Below are 17,013 nucleotides of genomic sequence, written 5' to 3' on the forward strand. Positions count from 1 at the left end.
AAAAGACTTGCTTCATAGCGGGTATTAAAAAGTGTAAAAATCACAATAAAAAACAATTTGTTGTATTTTTAAACAAAACACTATTTCTTAAAGTATTTGGTTACTTTTGAACCGAATTAACAACAATAACGTGGAAAGAACTCAACTTTTAGAACTAGCAAATAAATACGGAAGCCCTATTTATGTTTACGATACCGATAAAATCGCATCGCAATACAACCGTTTAACTACCGCTTTTAGCAGCGTAAAAAACTTAAAACTTAACTATGCCGTTAAAGCTCTTTCAAACATCAATATTTTAAAGTTTTTTAAAAATATTGGCGCTGGTTTAGATACGGTATCTATTCAAGAAGTTCAATTAGGTTTAACAACAGGAATTGATCCGAAGAAAATAATTTTTACCCCAAATGGCGTTTCCTTAAAAGAAATTGAAGAGGTTGCTAAACTAGGCGTTCAAATTAATATCGACAATTTATCTATTCTAGAATTGTTTGGTCAAAAACATCCAGAAATTCCTGTTTGTGTGCGTATAAATCCTCATATTATGGCTGGTGGAAATTCTAAAATTTCTGTGGGACACATAGATTCTAAATTCGGAATTTCAATTCACCAAGTACCGCACATTAAACGTGTTGTAGAAAATACCGGAATGAATATAAACGGAATTCACATGCACACAGGTTCTGATATTTTAGATATTGATACTTTTTTACGTGCTACCGAAATACTTTTTGATGTCGCTAAACAATTTGAAAATATAGATTTTATAGATTTTGGAAGCGGTTTTAAAGTACCTTACAAAGAAGGAGATATTTCTACTGATATCGAACAATTAGGAATTCAACTTTCTGAGCGTTTTAATGATTTTTGCAAAGAATATGGCAAAGAAATTACTTTGATGTTTGAACCTGGTAAGTTTTTAGTTTCCGAAGCGGGAGTTTTTTTAGCAAAAGTAAATGTTGTTAAACAAACTACTTCTACTGTTTTTGCACACGTAGACTCAGGATTTAATCATTTAGTTCGACCAATGATGTACAATTCGTATCATCACATTACTAATATTTCTAATCCTGAAGGAAGAGATCGTTATTATTCGGTAGTTGGATACATTTGCGAAACGGATACTTTTGGCTCTAATAGAAGAATTGCAGAGATTTCTGAAGAGGATATTTTGTGTTTTCACAATGCAGGAGCTTATTGTTTTTCTATGGCATCTAACTACAATTCTCGCTATTTACCTGCCGAAGTAATGATACATGAAGGAAAAGATTACCTTATTAGAAAAAGACAAACTCTTAAAGACATTTTACACAACCAAGAAATAGTAAACTTTTCATCTGAAGAAAAAAAAGTTAAAGAAGCTATAAGCGCTTAAAAAATATAAAGTAAATTTAGCCACGATTTAATAGGTTTCGCATCTATAAAATCGTGGCTTTTTTATTTATTTAAGAATCATGAGAATAAGACCTTCAACAGTAAAAGATATTCCAGCAATTTTAGCAATTATTAATGATGCCATCGCATATTTAGCGTCACAAAACATTGATCAATGGCAAAATGGTTACCCAAATGTATCTCAAATAGAAAACGATATTAAAAATAACGAAAGTTTTGTGGTAGAAAATACTGCCAAAGAAATAGTTGCTACAGCTATGTTTACAAACAGAAAAGAACCTACCTATAAAATAATTGACGGTAAATGGCTGCGAAACGAGAGTGAAATTTACGGCGTAATTCATAGAATGGCAGTAAAAAAAGAATTTTTAAAGTTTGGTTTGGCAACTTTAATTTTTCACGAATTTCATCTTCAATTAGAAGAAAAAAATATTAAAAGTTTAAAAATTGATACCCACGAAAAAAATATTGGAATGCAACAAGTTCTTAAAAAATTAGGATACAAATATTGTGGCATCATTTACACTAGTTACAATGCAAAAAGACTTGCTTTTGAGAAATTAATTTCTTAATAAAAAAGCAACAAGTTATCACTTTAAGCATCACGAAAATTTCGCAATAAAAATGCAATTACTTCAATATATTACACAGCAAACACAATTACCAGAAACAGCTGTAAAAAACACCATTTCTTTATTAAATAGTGAGGCTACTATTCCTTTTATAAGCAGATACAGAAAGGAAATGACAGGGAGTTTAGATGAAGTTGCAATTGGAGAAATTGTAAAGTTTAAAGATATTTTTGAAACTCTAGAAAAGAGAAAAAAATATATCATTAAAACACTAGAAGAACAACAACTTTTAGAAACACCTCTTTTAGATAAAATAAATAGCACAACTACTCTTATCGCTTTAGAAGATTTGTACTTACCATACAAAAAGAAAAGAAAAACAAAAGCTGCAACTGCTCGTTTACATGGCTTAGAACCCCTTGCTAAAATGCTGATAAGCCAGCGAGTTACCAACCTTCATCAAACTGCTAAAAAATTTATTTCTAAAGAAGTTTCAACTACTGAAAAAGCACTTGAAGGCGCCCGATTTATAATTGCAGAATGGATAAGCGAAAGAACAGATATTAGACACATTGTAAGAAAAGAACTTGCGCTTTATAGTGAAATTACCACAAAAGTAATTGATACAAAAGTAGCTGATGAAAAAGCACAAAAATTTAAAGATTATTTTAATTGGCGCGAGGCATTAAAACGAATACCTTCTCATAGATTATTGGCTATTTTTAGAGCTGAAAAAGAAGGTTTTATTCGGGTTAAAATAATAATTGATAATGAACTGATTTGTAAAAAAATTGCCCAACGAATAATTAGCTCAGAAAATGATTGTACAATTGAGCTAAAAAAAGCTATTAAAGATGCTTACAAAAGACTTTTAGTTCCATCTTTAGAAAACGAAATACGAACACTCTCAAAAGAAAAAGCAGATGATAAAGCGATTGCTGTATTTGCAAAAAATTTACAACAACTATTGCTGGGTGCTCCGCTTGGCGAAAAACGTGTGCTGGCAATAGATCCTGGTTTTAAATCGGGCTGTAAACTTGTTTGTTTAGATGAATACGGACAATTATTACACAACGAAAACATGTATCCACACGCACCACAAAACCAAACTTTAGCAGCTATAAAAAAAATTAATAATTTAGTAGAAACCTTTAAAATTGATGCAATTGCTATTGGTAACGGAACTGCATCTAGAGAAACTGAAGCTGTTGTTAAAAAAATACACTTTACAAGTAAACCAACTATTTTTGTTATTAGCGAAGCTGGTGCCTCTGTGTATTCTGCCTCTAAAATTGCACGAGAAGAATTTCCTAATTTTGATGTTACTGTTAGAGGTGCAGTATCTATTGGTAGAAGATTACAAGACCCTTTAGCAGAATTGGTAAAAATTGATGCAAAATCTATTGGTGTTGGGCAATATCAACACGATGTTGATCAAGTAAAATTAAAAAAATCGCTAGATAATGTAGTAGAAAGTTGTGTAAATAATGTGGGCGTAAATATAAATACCGCAAGCGCTTCTCTACTAAGCTATGTTGCAGGTATTGGAGAAAAAACAGCAGAAAAAATAGTTGCCTACAGAAATAAAAATGGCGCTTTTACAAATAGAAACGACATAAAAAAAGTACCAAGTATTGGCAAAAAAGCGTTCGAACAATCAGCGGGGTTTTTAAGAATCAAAAACAGTACAAATCCTTTAGATAATTCTGGCGTTCATCCAGAAAGTTATGAGGTTGTTAAAGAAATGGCTAAAGATTTAAATGTAAATATTATAGACTTATTAGAAAACAATGAGTTGTTACTACAAATTCCTTTGAAAAAATACTGCACTAAAAATATTGGTTTACCAACTCTTACAGATATTGTAAATGAATTAAAAAAACCGGGGTTAGATATTAGAGGAAAGGCAAAAGCATTTTCTTTTGATCAAACAATAAAAACAATATCAGACTTAAAAATCGGACAAATACTACCAGGAATTGTAAATAACATTACAAACTTCGGATGCTTTGTTGCACTAGGAATTAAAGAAAGCGGACTCATTCATGTTTCTAATCTTTCTAAAGAATTTGTAAAAGATGTAAGCAGCATTGTGCAATTAGAACAACAAATAAATGTAAAGGTTATAGAGGTAGATATGCAAAGAAAACGAATTCAGTTGGCTCTTGTTAACTAACAAAAAGCCATAAAACCTTGTTATACAAGAAACTAAAGATAAAAAAACGACTATCAATAATTGTTAAAAAGTCTTTTTTAGAACTTTCACTTCTAAAGTAGTAAGTTAAAATAAAAGTTTATTTTTACACAAATTTTTACAACACAATTATATTATAATGAAAAAATACACGTACACAGAAAAAAAAGATACACGTTCTGGTTTCGGAGATGGTTTAACAGAATTAGGAAGAACAAATCCTGACGTTGTAGCTTTATGTGCAGATTTAATTGGCTCTCTAAAAATGGATCAATTCATCAAAGAAAATCCAGAGAGATTCTTTCAAGTAGGAATTGCCGAAGCTAACATGATTGGTATAGCTGCTGGTTTAACTGTTGGTGGCAAAATACCTTTTACAGGAACATTTGCAAATTTTTCTACTGGTAGAGTTTACGACCAAATTAGACAATCTGTTGCCTACTCTGGTAAAAATGTAAAAATTTGTGCTTCACATGCTGGAGTTACCTTAGGGGAAGATGGTGCTACACATCAAATATTAGAAGATATTGGTTTGATGAAAATGTTGCCAGGAATGACAGTTATTAACCCTTGTGATTACAACCAAACAAAAGCAGCAACTATTGCAATTGCAGAATTTGACGGACCTGTTTACTTACGTTTTGGAAGACCAAAAGTACCAGTATTTATGCCAGATAATGAGAAATTCGAAATAGGAAAAGGAATTCAATTAACTAGTGGTACAGATGTTACTATAGTGGCAACGGGTCACCTAGTTTGGGAATCTTTACAAGCGGCAGAAAAGTTAGAAGCTCAAGGCATTTCTGCAGAAGTAATAAATATTCATACAATTAAACCTTTAGACGAAGAGATAATATTAAAATCTGTAGCAAAAACAAAATGTATTGTTACTGCAGAAGAACACAATATTATTGGTGGTTTAGGAGAAAGCGTTGCTAGAACCTTGTCTTTAAACACCCCTACAGTTCAAGAATTTATTGGTACTAACGATACTTTTGGTGAGTCGGGTACACCAGACCAATTAATGGCTAAATATGGTTTAGATGCTGCTGCTATAGAAAAAGCTGCAAAAAAAGCTATTGCAAGAAAATAACTTAATAATAATCCTTAATAAATAAAAAAATGAAAAAAGTAATCCTATTGGTATGTTTGGCATTCGGAATAAGCCAAACTTCTTCGGCACAAATAAATTTTGGTTTAAAAGGTGGTATCAATTACAACTCAAATTCTATTAAAGAAGTTGGTACTGATGTTTTTGATGGCGCTAAAAGCAAAACCGGTTATCATGCTGGTATTTGGCTGCGTGCAAAAATACCTGTATTAGGTATTTATGTTAGACCAGAATTGGTATACACTAATTTAGAAAATGAAATAGTGTACAAAACTACTGGCAACAGCGCCACGTATTCTTTTCAAAAAATTGATATTCCTGTTCTTTTAGGAAAGAAAATTTTTGGAGTAGGAAATATATTTGTTGGGCCCTCATTTCAATATATTCTAGACTCTGGCTTTAGTTTTAGCGATATTTCTGATGTTGATACAGATAATTTTACCGTTGGTTTACAGTTTGGTGCTGGAATAGAAATTGGTAAAATTGGTGTAGATGTTAGAATGGAAAGAGGCTTTTCTGGTATCGAATCTAGAATTGTTGGAAATACCGGAATTAATAATTTCGACACAAGAGTAAACCAAGTAATTATTGGTCTTTCTTACAAATTATAAAAAATAGTTTTATTGTAAGAACACTCTTAGAATTCATCACAAAAAGACAGTAATTTTAATTGCTGTCTTTTTTTGTAAATTCTAAAAAATATGTAAAAAAGTAACGTAGCTAATAATAGCTCCATTTTTTCTTTTTATGAGCGATAAAAAAAACAACCCAAATATTGATTTTTGCATAAAAACTTTAGAGGATTTATTAGCAAATACCAACCAGCTTTTCGAAATTCCTGAAGCACAAAGAATAGCACTTTTTAAAGTTGCCGGAGAATTATCTAGACCAAACAGAGAAGAATTTCAACGAAGAAGAAAAGACGCAAAAAAAGCAGCAAAGAGAAAACAAATAGAAAGCGACAAACATGCAAGAAAATCAACTGGAATTCGAACTGCAAGAGAAGCTTCTTTTTTTGTTGCTCCAAAACTACTAGGTGCTGCAGAGACTTTAAAAGATACTCCAGAGTTAACATCGCCAAGAAACTGTTACGTATGTAAAACCGAATACACAAAACTGCATCACTTTTACGACACTATGTGCACAGAATGTGGCGATTTAAATTATGCCAAACGATTTCAAACAGCAGATTTAAAAAATCAGGTTGCTGTTATTACAGGATCGAGATTAAAAATAGGATACCACATTACACTTATGTTGTTAAGAGCAGGTGCTATTGTTATTGCTACTACTAGGTTTCCAGCAGATGCAGCTATTCGTTTTTCTAAAGAAGATGATTATAAAGATTGGAAAGATAGATTGCATATTCATGGCTTAGATTTAAGACACATACCTAGTGTAGAAATATTTTGCAATTATATAGAACAAAAGTACCATCGACTAGACATTCTTATAAATAATGCTGCACAAACAGTTAGAAGACCTTCTGGCTTTTATTTTCATTTAATGGAAAATGAAAAAAAACCAATTAACGAACTTCCAAAGTTAGCACAACCATTGTTAAAAGAACACGCACTTTGCTTAGACGAATTGGCAAACTTAAGTATAAACACCTCTAAAACAAGTAAAAACAATATATTACCTGTAACATGGCATGGCCCAGAGCCAGGAATTGGATTAAGAAGTTCTGCAGAGTTATCTCAAATTCCGTACAGCTTCGACAACTCATTAAAAACTGCAGAAGTTTTTCCTGAGGGAAAATTAGATGCCGATTTACAACAAGTAGATTTACGAAAAACAAACAGTTGGCGCTTAAAGTTGGGAGAAATTGAAACTACAGAAATGGTAGAAGTTCAATTAGTAAATGCCGTGGCACCTTTTGTACTTTGCAATCGTTTATCACTTTTAATGATGAAAGAAAATACCGGACAAAAACATATTATTAACGTTACGGCTATGGAGGGTAAATTTCACAGATTTAAAAAAGAAGACAGGCATCCGCATACAAATATGGCAAAAGCAGCGTTAAATATGCTCACACATACATCTGCAGCAACCTTGGCAAAATCTGGTATTTATATGAATGCCGTAGATACTGGTTGGGTTACAGATGAAGATCCTGCAGAACTGTCTAAAAAGAAAGTAGAAATTCACGATTTTCAACCTCCTTTAGATATTGTTGATGGAGCTGCCAGAGTAATGGATCCGTTAATAGACGGAATAAATACTGGTAAGCATTGGTGTGGAAAATTTTTAAAAGATTATTTTCCTATAGATTGGTAAAAAAAAACTTAAAAAATCATCATCTAAAAATAAAAGAAAGGTGTTATTTTTTTATAGGATTTTTCCAAGAAAACTTCTCAAAGAGTAACAACCAATCTTCCGGGAAATCTGCGTAAATAACCATTTTTTTATTGGTAAAAGGATGAATAAAAGTAAGTTTGCCTGCATGAAGAAATAAATTTTTCCAATTAAAGTTTTCTTGAAACATTATATTATGATTTTTATCTCCATATTTTGGGTCTCCTAACAAAGGATGACTAATTTTATTAGTATGCACTCTAAGCTGATGCATTCTTCCTGTTTTTGGATGCATTTCTACCAAACTATATCTAGAAGATTCATAGGGTTTAACAGGAATATTTAAGATAATATTTTCTAGTGTTTTTAAAGTTGTGAATGCCTCTTTATGCACATTTGCATCTTTCCCTTTTACAGGAGAATCAATTTGCTTTTCTGTTGGCGAAAAACCCCTTACTACACCATAATACACTTTTTGTATAGTTTGATTTGTAAATAATTCTTGAAATTTAGAAACATTCTTTTTGTCTTTTGCTAAAAGTATAATACCCGATGTTTTTCTATCTAAACGATGAACTGGAAACACTTTTATTCCTTTCTCTTCAAATATAAACTGTAATAAAGATTGTTCTTCAGCAACATTTCTAGAGTGGTATGCATGATGTACCAACATGTTATTAGGCTTATTAACACATATAAAATAATCATCTTCAAAAATAGTCATATCTATAAATTATTATCTTTTCAAAAGTACTGTAAACACATTAAAAAAGTAATGATAATTTTCAATTTTCGATAAAAGAGGCATTATGTATAAAAAACAACTTTTCGTGTACAAAAAAACAACTTTTGTCCTTAGTTAAAGTTTTAGAAATGAATTAAGTATTATTTTTGAACCATATTAGGGATGATACGAGAGTATCGATAAAACTCGAGACTTTACCGCCTGGTAAAGTCGAGAGTTTTTGATAAAATTGACAAACAAGCAAAACTAAAACCCCCAATTTTTTAGTTTTCTGTTTGTCAATTTTTATTTTACATAAAAAGTGCTTTTCTTTACCTAAACCAAATATTACTACCACAATAAAAATTGTCATAATACATAATTTACAACAAAAAAGAGTAGTAAATACTTACTACTCTTTTTAAAAATTTATTAGTGTAATTATTTACACATTAAAACGGAAGTGCATTACATCTCCATCTTTAACAACATATTCTTTACCTTCAATTCTCATTTTTCCTGCCTCTTTAACTTTAGCCTCAGAGCCATATGCAACATAATCTTCATAAGCTATTGTTTCTGCACGAATAAAACCTTTTTCAAAATCTGTATGAATTACTCCAGCGGCTTGTGGTGCAGTAGCACCGATAGGAATTGTCCAAGCACGAACCTCTTTTACACCTGCTGTAAAATAAGTTTGTAAATTTAATAATTTGTAAGCAGAACGAACTAATCTAGACACTCCTGCTTCTTCTAAACCAATATCGGCTAAAAACATTTGACGCTCTTCATAATCATCTAACTCGGTAATATCTGCCTCTGTACCCACCGCTAATACTATAACTTCTGCATTTTCATCTTTAACAGCTTCTTTTACTCTCTCTACATATTCGTTTCCAGAAACTGCCGATTTTTCATCAACATTACACACATACAATACTGGCTTTGCCGTTATAAATTGTAACGATTTAACAAAATCTATTTCTTTTTCGGAAAACTCTAAAGCTCTTACAGATACGCCTTGTAATAAAGTTTCCTCTATTCTTAACAAAACAACTAATTCTGCTTGTGCCTCTTTATTACCAGTTTTTGCAGTTCTTTTTACACGTTCCAATCTTTTTTGAACCGTTTCTAAGTCTTTTAACTGTAACTCAATATCTATAGTTTCTTTATCTCTTACAGGATCTATTGAGCTATCTACATGCACAATATTATCATTGTCGAAACATCTTACAACATGCAAAATAGCATCAGTTTCTCTAATATTGGCTAAAAATTGGTTTCCCAAACCTTCTCCTTTACTTGCTCCTTTTACCAAACCTGCAATATCAACAATTTCTACTGTAGCTGGTAAAACACGTTCTGGGTTTACCAACTCTTCTAGCTTTTCTATTCTCTTATCTGGTACATTTACAACTCCTAAATTTGGTTCTATCGTACAAAAAGGAAAGTTTGCACTTTGTGCTTTTGCATTTGATAAACAATTAAATAAAGTTGATTTTCCAACGTTTGGCAATCCTACAATTCCGGCTTTCATATATTTACATGTTTTCTAAAAAAGAAAATAATTAAAGTTATTTATGTTAAATTCTCTAAAATTTTAAGAATGCAAAGATAATACTTTGTTAAAATTAAATTGCTTTTTATTTCATTTAATAGAATTAGATATCTTAACAAGATATAAGTGTAAAATATTATGAAAAGAAAAATTATTACTCTCTTTATAATCTACTTTCATTGTAGCATTTTATCTCAAGAAATAACAGGAAAAATAATTGATTTTTTATCGAATGAAGCTCTTTCTGATGTTGCTATAAGTACCAATATAAATACAGGAACCGTTTCAGATAAAAACGGTAAGTTTATTATCTCTGTTAAAAATGTAAGTTCCCTAACTTTTTCAAAATTAGGATTTGAACCTACTACTATTTCTATTAAAAACTTAGAAAAATTAAATTACACAATCGCTCTTAAAGAAGCTGTTACTTTACTCGATGAAATTGCTCTTTCTCTACCAAAAATATCATTAGATTCCTTGTTGATGAAAACAACGAGGAGCATGAAAAAAAATCATATACTATCTCCCTTAAAAAATAGTTTCTTATGGAATACTGCCGAAAGGTTTAATTTTAAAAACCCAAAAATAACTTTAAAACATAGTTCACTTTTTAAAGGAAAAATAAAAAAACATGCAAAAAACACTTTAGATGAGTTTGCTGATAACATTGAAAAAGGAAAATTTAACATTCTACATAGTTATTCGGGCATTGTAGAGCATATAAATTCTACATCAAAAAAGGACAATAAAAAATTTTTATCTACAAAGCCAGATAGTTTGATTGGCTACAAACCTGAAATAAATAACACACCTTTTTCTTTAGAAACACAACGAAAAGAGTTAACAAAACTAATTTTAAAATTTTTAGACACTAATAAAACCTATAAAGTTAAATCTGGCTTATTTAAAATTGAAGATTCTGTTTCATTAAAAAAAACGACTCAGCATAAAAATTCATTAACCAATAATACTTTTAACTCATTTAAAATTTTAGATTACTTGTCGGAAGCTAATAAAATTGGATTATTTTATACTAAAGAAGATGAAAATAATTTCATGAATCCAAAATATTACAAATTTAAGCTTTTACAGAATGAGTTTTTAAAATCGGGTAACAGTTATGTTGTAGAATTTAAACCAAAAAAATCAAGCGCAAAACATCAAGGTAAAATCTATATAAATCCGAAAGATTTTGGAATCACGAAAGTTGAATATCAATATGCCAAAGGCAAAAAAGGAGAATATTTAAATTTGAAACTGTTACTAGGAGTAAAACATGCCAAACGTACTAACTTTGGGAAAATCATTTATGAAAAAAATATGAATAATAACTATTATTTAGCCTATTGGAAAGATTCTGTAGAAAGTTACACCTATGCCAATAGACCCTTTAAATTCATAGAAAATTCAGAGAAAAAAAATAAACTAAAAATAGCTATAAAGTTTGAAGCTGTTGTATCTGAAATTAACGAGATATATTTTTACGATGTTAGCTTAAAAAAAGAACACAAATTTTTATCATCAGTAGATAAAGATTTCTTTTTAAAAAAAATATCCTATTCCAACAACAGAGAAATGCTTAAAAAATTAGAAAAAGAACAAGAAAAACTAGTACATTTTTTAAAGAATAAGGAATAAAAAAAATTCTAAGTAACCTTAGAATTTTTATTAGACTGTATTTAAAAGCTATAAAATTAACTGTTGTGCATAAATTTTTGTTTCGCTAATAGTTCATCATCAGTTTCTACATTGTCATCATCTGGCACACAACAATCTACAGGGCATACAGCTGCACATTGTGGCTCGTCATGAAACCCTTTACACTCTGTACATTTGTCTGCCACAATATAATAAATTTCGTCAGATATAGGTTCTTGATCTTCATCTGCATTTGCAGATTTACCATTTGGCAACACTATATTTCCTTTCAAATCTGTGCCATCGGCATATTTCCAATCGTCTGCTCCTTCATAAATTGCTGTGTTAGGACACTCAGGTTCACATGCGCCACAATTTATACATTCATCTGTTATTATAATTGCCATAATTTTCTTTTCTGTTTTGTACCTTTGCAGTTGCAAAAATAACGCAAAAAAAGTTACATCCAAAATAAATGAATAGTATTCAAGATAGAATTTCCGCTTTTAACAAATTAGGTCTTTTTCTGAGTCAGTTTTCTACTACTAAAATTGCTCAAAAAGAAAACATTGCTCATAATTCTCTTTTTTTTGATGGATTTAAACACCAAATTAAACTGGCAGAAGAACATAACTCTTGGTTTACAAAAAACAATATTTTATACGCATTAGAAAGTTGGTCTGAAGCACTTAATAGCACTAATTTAGAAAAATGGCTTTCAAAAAACACTGTTTTAAACAGCAGCAACAAAACAGTGGCTATTGTAATGGCAGGAAATATTCCGTTAGTTGGCTTTCATGATTTTTTATCGGTGCTAATTTCTGGTCATTCTGTACTCGTAAAACAGTCATCAAACGACAAACATTTACTTCCCTTTTTAGCAAAATATTTAGAATATGTAGAGGATAGTTTTAAAGGCAAAATAACATTTACAGAAAAAAAGTTAGAAAATTTTGACGCAGTAATAGCAACCGGTAGTAATAATACCGCTCGTTACTTTGATTATTATTTTAAAAATAAACCGAACATCATTAGAAAAAGCAGAAATTCCGTTGCCGTTATTACGGGCAAAGAAACTGAAGAAGATATGAAAAAATTAGCTTCAGATATTTTTACCTATTTCGGCTTAGGATGTAGGTCTGTTTCTAAACTTTATGTTCCTAAAAACTACAATTTCGATCTTTTCTTCAAGGGCATGTTTGTACAAAAAGATATTATAAATAATGCCAAATACGCAAATAATTATGATTACAACAAAGCCGTTTATTTAATGAGCGAATATGACTTGCTAGAAAACGGTTTTTTAATGATTAAAGAAGATGAAAGTTACGCCTCTCCTATTGCCACAATATTTTATGAATATTACGATAATGAGATCGATTTAAAAATAAAATTACATCAAGACAAAGAAAAGATACAATGTATTGTTTCTAAAGAATTTATAGAAAATGAAATCGCTTTTGGGGAAACTCAAAAACCCAAACTTTGGGAGTATGCAGACGGAATAAACACCTTAACATTCTTATCTAACATATAACTTCCAATATTATAAAAACTTTAAAAAATGAAAAAACATAATTTTAGCGCAGGACCATGTATTTTGCCCGAAGAAGTTTTAATAAAAGCATCTGAAGCAGTTATAAACTTTAATAATGATAATTTATCTTTATTAGAAATATCTCACAGAAGCAAGCCTTTTGTAGCTGTTATGGAAAAAGCCCGCTCTCTTGCTTTAGAACTTTTAGGACTTGAAAATAAAGGATACAGAGCACTTTTTTTACAAGGCGGTGCAAGCTTAGAATTTTTAATGGTTGCATATAATTTGCTCCATAAAAAAGCCGCTTATTTAAATACCGGAACCTGGTCGGACAAAGCTATAAAAGAAGCTTCTTCTTTTGGCGAAGTAGTAGAAGTTGCTTCATCTAAAGATAAAGGATTTAGCTATATTCCTAAAAACTATCAAATCCCAGAAGACGCCGATTATTTTCATTGTACCAGTAACAATACCGTGGCAGGAACGCAAATAAAAACTTTTCCTGACACTAAAGTTCCGTTAGTGTGTGATATGAGTTCCGATATTTTTTCTCGTCAATTAGATTTTGAAAAATTCGATTTAATTTATGCAGGAGCACAAAAAAATATGGGTCCTGCAGGAACTACACTTATCATTATAAAAGAAAGTATTTTAGGAAAAGTCGAAAGACATATTCCTTCTATGCTAAACTACAAAACTCATATAGAAAAAGATAGCATGTTTAATACACCTGCTGTTTTCCCTGTGTATGTTTCTATGCTAACCATGCAATGGCTAAAAGATTTAGGAGGAATTTCGTTCATTGAAAAAGTTAATGATAAAAAAGCGACTCTACTTTACTCTGAAATAGATAGAAATTCTCTTTTTAACGGAATTGTTGCTAAAGAAGACAGAAGTACTATGAATGCAACTTTTAACTTGGTAGATGAGTCTTACAAAGATAAGTTTGATTCGATGTGCGTCGCAGCTGGTATTAGTGGTATTAATGGTCATAGAAGTGTTGGTGGCTATAGAGCTAGTATGTATAATGCATTGCCATTATACAGCGTACAAGCATTAGTAGATGTTATGCAAGAATTAGAAAGAAGTGTATAAAGAATAAAAATACCCAAAAAAAATACACAAATAAATGCTTACAATTAATAATATAGAATTGTAAAATACAAAAGAATAGATAATGAAGATATTAGCAAATGATGGAATTTCTGAAAGCGGTTTAGTTGCTTTAGAAAAAGGTGGTTTTGAGGTTTTGAATATTAAAGTTGCACAAAATCAACTTGAAAATTATATAAATGAAAATAATATTGATGCTATTTTAGTAAGAAGTGCTACACAAGTAAGACAAGAACTTATAGATGCCTGCCCAAGTTTAAAATTAATTGGACGTGGTGGTGTAGGCATGGATAATATTGATGTAACATACGCCGAAGATCAAGGTTTGCATGTTATAAATACTCCAGAGGCTTCCTCTAGCGCCGTTGCCGAACTAGTTTTTGCTCATTTATTTGGAATGGCACGTTTTTTACATTCATCTAACAGAGAAATGCCTTTAGAAGGAGATTCTAGATTTAAAGAATTAAAAAAAGCCTATTCTAACGGAATTGAATTAAGAGGAAAAACGCTCGGTATTATAGGTTTTGGTAGAATAGGACAAGAAGTAGCAAAAATAGGATTGGCAATAGGTATGAAAGTAATTGCAACAGATGCGCAAATAACTGCAGCACCAATTTCAATAGCATTTTATAACGGACAAAAAATTACTTTTAATATTGAAACTATAGAGAAAGATGAACTTTTAAAAGAAGCCGATTTTATCTCGTTACACGTTCCTGCACAAGAAGATTATATAATTACCAAAGACGAGTTTGATAAAATGAAAGATGGTGTTGGTATAGTAAATACTGCCAGAGGTGGTATTTTACAAGAAGTAGATTTGGTAAATGCTATAGAAAGTGGTAAAGTACAGTTTGCTGGTTTAGATGTTTTCGAAACCGAACCCTCTCCTGCAGTACAACTATTAATGAACCCAGAGTTGTCTTTAACGCCACATATTGGTGCTGCCACCAAAGAAGCTCAAGATAGAATTGGTATTGAACTTGCGAAACAAATTATTGCGCTTTTAAAAAACTAATTTTAATTTTTCTATGATGATTAAAAAAAACTTGTCTGTTATCGAAAAAGAATTGCCAAAACACGTTACACTTGTTGCCGTTTCCAAAACAAAACCTGCCTCAGATATCTTAGAAGCTTATAATGCTGGACAAAAAGTGTTCGGTGAAAATAAGATTCAGGAAATGGTAGAAAAATACAATGCACTACCAAAAGATATTCAATGGCATATGATTGGCCACTTGCAAAGTAATAAAGTGAAGTATATGGCACATTTTGTTCATTTAATTCATGGAGTAGACAAGTTTAAAACATTAAAGGAAATTAACAAGCAAGCAAAAAAGCACAATCGAATTATTTCATGCCTACTTCAGGCTAAAATTGCTAAAGAAGATAGCAAATTCGGACTTTCATTTACCGAAATTGAAAACATACTAAATGCCGAAGAATTTGCTGAACTACAAAACATAAAAGTTGTTGGCTTTATGGGAATGGCAACTTTTACAGATAATAAAGAACAATTAGAAAGTGAGTTTTCATCATTAAAAACCTTCTTTAACAAACAGCAAAAAAGAATTTCATTAACCAATTGTAACCTAAAAATATTGTCTATGGGAATGAGTGGAGATTATTCTTTGGCAATAGAAAACGGCTGTAATATGGTACGAATAGGAAGTGCTATATTTGGCAATAGAAATTATAACAACTAAAAATTATCATTTGTACGCAATTTTAGATATTGAAACCACAGGAGGTAAATTTAATGAAGAAGGCATCACAGAAATTGCAATCTATAAATTTGATGGTCATGAAATAATAGATCAGTTTATAAGTCTGATAAACCCAGAAAGAGAAATTCAAAAATTTGTTGTACAACTTACAGGCATCAACAATAAGATGCTAAGAAATGCTCCCAAGTTTTATGAAGTTGCCAAACGAATTATAGAAATTACAAAAGATTGTACTTTAGTAGCTCACAATACAAGTTTCGATTACAGAATTTTAAGTGTAGAGTTTGAAAGATTAGGATATCAGTTCAATAGAAATACACTATGTACGGTAGAATTAAGCCAGCAATTAATTTTAAATCAACCCTCCTATAGTTTAGGAAAACTAACAAAAGCACTTGGTATTCCTATGACAGATAGGCATAGAGCTTCGGGCGACGCGCTAGCTACAGTTCAGTTATTTAAAATTTTGTTAGAAAAAGACACTAATAAAGAAATTTTTAAAAATAATTTAAAGTATTACGATAGAAGAGTTGAAAAAGCCAAATTTCAAAAAATAATTGATAAAATTCCTAAAGAACAAGGCTTATTTTATGTACATGATGCTTTAGGGAAAATTATTTTCTTGGGTAGAGGAAAAAATATGAAACAAGAAGTAAACAAACTATTTTTAAAAAACACCAAAAGGGCGCTTAAAATTCAGGACAGAACTGCTGATGTAACTTTTAAAAAAACAGGAAACGAGCTGTTTACAAGACTAAAGTATAACTTAGAACTAGAAGCATTATCACCAAAATTCAATATTAAAAAAGAGAAAAAAATTACCCTTCAACCATTTAATAATGAAGATTTTCTAATCATCGAAAAAGGACGAGAAATTGAAGAAAAAGCTATTGTTTTGATAGAAAAAAATGAAGTTATTTCTATGGGATATACCAATTTAGCATATCAAGAGAATAAGTTAGAGGTCTTAAAATCTGTACTTACCAATATTACTAACAGTGCATTAGCAAAAACAATTGTAAAAAACTACTTAACAAAAAGTAAACATCACAAAATAGTTCGATTGTAGCTAAAGTATAAAATCGTTCAAAAAAAAACTTACAAAACAATAAATTGCCTTGTAAGTTTTACATGTTGTAACAATTA

At 30.7% G+C, this 17,013-nt stretch carries 15 protein-coding genes; 12 read left to right on the forward strand and 3 right to left on the reverse strand.

From position 1 onward, the window contains the following. Nucleotides 1-130: 130 nt before the first annotated feature. The 6 genes from lysA (at nucleotide 131) to WHD54_RS01430 (ending at nucleotide 7,555) form a co-directional block, all read left to right on the forward strand. Nucleotides 131-1,375, forward strand: a complete 1,245-nt coding sequence (lysA, locus tag WHD54_RS01405) for a diaminopimelate decarboxylase (protein ID WP_088322882.1) — start codon at nucleotides 131-133, stop codon at nucleotides 1,373-1,375. Between the two features lie 79 nt (nucleotides 1,376-1,454). Beyond that, the gene (locus WHD54_RS01410) at nucleotides 1,455-1,967 is read left to right on the forward strand and encodes a GNAT family N-acetyltransferase (protein ID WP_088322883.1); all 513 of its coding nucleotides are present in this window, start codon (nucleotides 1,455-1,457) and stop codon (nucleotides 1,965-1,967) included. Between the two features lie 52 nt (nucleotides 1,968-2,019). Beyond that, the gene (locus WHD54_RS01415) at nucleotides 2,020-4,143 is read left to right on the forward strand and encodes a Tex family protein (RefSeq protein WP_088322884.1); all 2,124 of its coding nucleotides are present in this window, start codon (nucleotides 2,020-2,022) and stop codon (nucleotides 4,141-4,143) included. Between the two features lie 157 nt (nucleotides 4,144-4,300). Continuing rightward, nucleotides 4,301-5,254: a transketolase family protein gene (locus WHD54_RS01420; protein ID WP_088322885.1), complete on the forward strand. Its 954-nt coding sequence runs from the start codon at nucleotides 4,301-4,303 to the stop codon at nucleotides 5,252-5,254. A 29-nt stretch (nucleotides 5,255-5,283) separates the two neighbouring features. Next, a complete protein-coding gene (locus WHD54_RS01425; RefSeq protein WP_088322886.1) occupies nucleotides 5,284-5,883 on the forward strand; it encodes a porin family protein in 600 nt (199 codons plus the stop codon). 136 nt (nucleotides 5,884-6,019) lie between these two features. Further along, complete coding sequence (locus WHD54_RS01430) at nucleotides 6,020-7,555, forward strand: SDR family NAD(P)-dependent oxidoreductase (RefSeq protein WP_088322887.1); 1,536 nt, start codon at nucleotides 6,020-6,022, stop codon at nucleotides 7,553-7,555. A 43-nt stretch (nucleotides 7,556-7,598) separates the two neighbouring features. On the opposite strand, the gene WHD54_RS01435 is transcribed toward WHD54_RS01430, so the two are convergent. Then, a complete protein-coding gene (locus tag WHD54_RS01435; protein WP_088322888.1) occupies nucleotides 7,599-8,297 on the reverse strand; it encodes a pseudouridine synthase in 699 nt (232 codons plus the stop codon). Between the two features lie 445 nt (nucleotides 8,298-8,742). Next, nucleotides 8,743-9,834, reverse strand: coding sequence for a redox-regulated ATPase YchF (gene ychF, locus WHD54_RS01440; protein ID WP_088322890.1), 1,092 nt, complete (start codon nucleotides 9,832-9,834; stop codon nucleotides 8,743-8,745). A gap of 159 nt (nucleotides 9,835-9,993) precedes the next feature. On the opposite strand from ychF, the gene WHD54_RS01445 reads away from it, so the two are divergent. Next, nucleotides 9,994-11,493: a carboxypeptidase-like regulatory domain-containing protein gene (locus WHD54_RS01445; RefSeq protein WP_088322891.1), complete on the forward strand. Its 1,500-nt coding sequence runs from the start codon at nucleotides 9,994-9,996 to the stop codon at nucleotides 11,491-11,493. A gap of 56 nt (nucleotides 11,494-11,549) precedes the next feature. On the opposite strand, the gene WHD54_RS01450 is transcribed toward WHD54_RS01445, so the two are convergent. Next, nucleotides 11,550-11,900 carry a 4Fe-4S dicluster domain-containing protein gene (locus tag WHD54_RS01450; RefSeq protein ID WP_088323347.1) on the reverse strand — a complete coding sequence of 117 codons (351 nt, stop codon included), beginning with the start codon at nucleotides 11,898-11,900 and terminating at the stop codon, nucleotides 11,550-11,552. 68 nt (nucleotides 11,901-11,968) lie between these two features. On the opposite strand from WHD54_RS01450, the gene WHD54_RS01455 reads away from it, so the two are divergent. The 5 genes from WHD54_RS01455 (at nucleotide 11,969) to WHD54_RS01475 (ending at nucleotide 16,936) form a co-directional block, all read left to right on the forward strand. Further along, the gene (locus WHD54_RS01455) at nucleotides 11,969-13,030 is read left to right on the forward strand and encodes an acyl-CoA reductase (protein ID WP_088322892.1); all 1,062 of its coding nucleotides are present in this window, start codon (nucleotides 11,969-11,971) and stop codon (nucleotides 13,028-13,030) included. 27 nt (nucleotides 13,031-13,057) lie between these two features. After that, complete coding sequence (gene serC / locus WHD54_RS01460) at nucleotides 13,058-14,122, forward strand: 3-phosphoserine/phosphohydroxythreonine transaminase (RefSeq protein ID WP_088322893.1); 1,065 nt, start codon at nucleotides 13,058-13,060, stop codon at nucleotides 14,120-14,122. Between the two features lie 82 nt (nucleotides 14,123-14,204). After that, complete coding sequence (locus tag WHD54_RS01465) at nucleotides 14,205-15,158, forward strand: D-2-hydroxyacid dehydrogenase (protein ID WP_088322894.1); 954 nt, start codon at nucleotides 14,205-14,207, stop codon at nucleotides 15,156-15,158. A gap of 13 nt (nucleotides 15,159-15,171) precedes the next feature. Next, a complete protein-coding gene (locus tag WHD54_RS01470; RefSeq protein ID WP_088322895.1) occupies nucleotides 15,172-15,846 on the forward strand; it encodes a YggS family pyridoxal phosphate-dependent enzyme in 675 nt (224 codons plus the stop codon). 10 nt (nucleotides 15,847-15,856) lie between these two features. Continuing rightward, a complete protein-coding gene (locus WHD54_RS01475) occupies nucleotides 15,857-16,936 on the forward strand; it encodes a 3'-5' exonuclease (RefSeq protein WP_088323348.1) in 1,080 nt (359 codons plus the stop codon). Nucleotides 16,937-17,013: the final 77 nt, after the last annotated feature.

The organism is Polaribacter tangerinus (genome assembly GCF_038024095.1).
In the GTDB taxonomy this organism is placed as follows: domain Bacteria; phylum Bacteroidota; class Bacteroidia; order Flavobacteriales; family Flavobacteriaceae; genus Polaribacter; species Polaribacter tangerinus.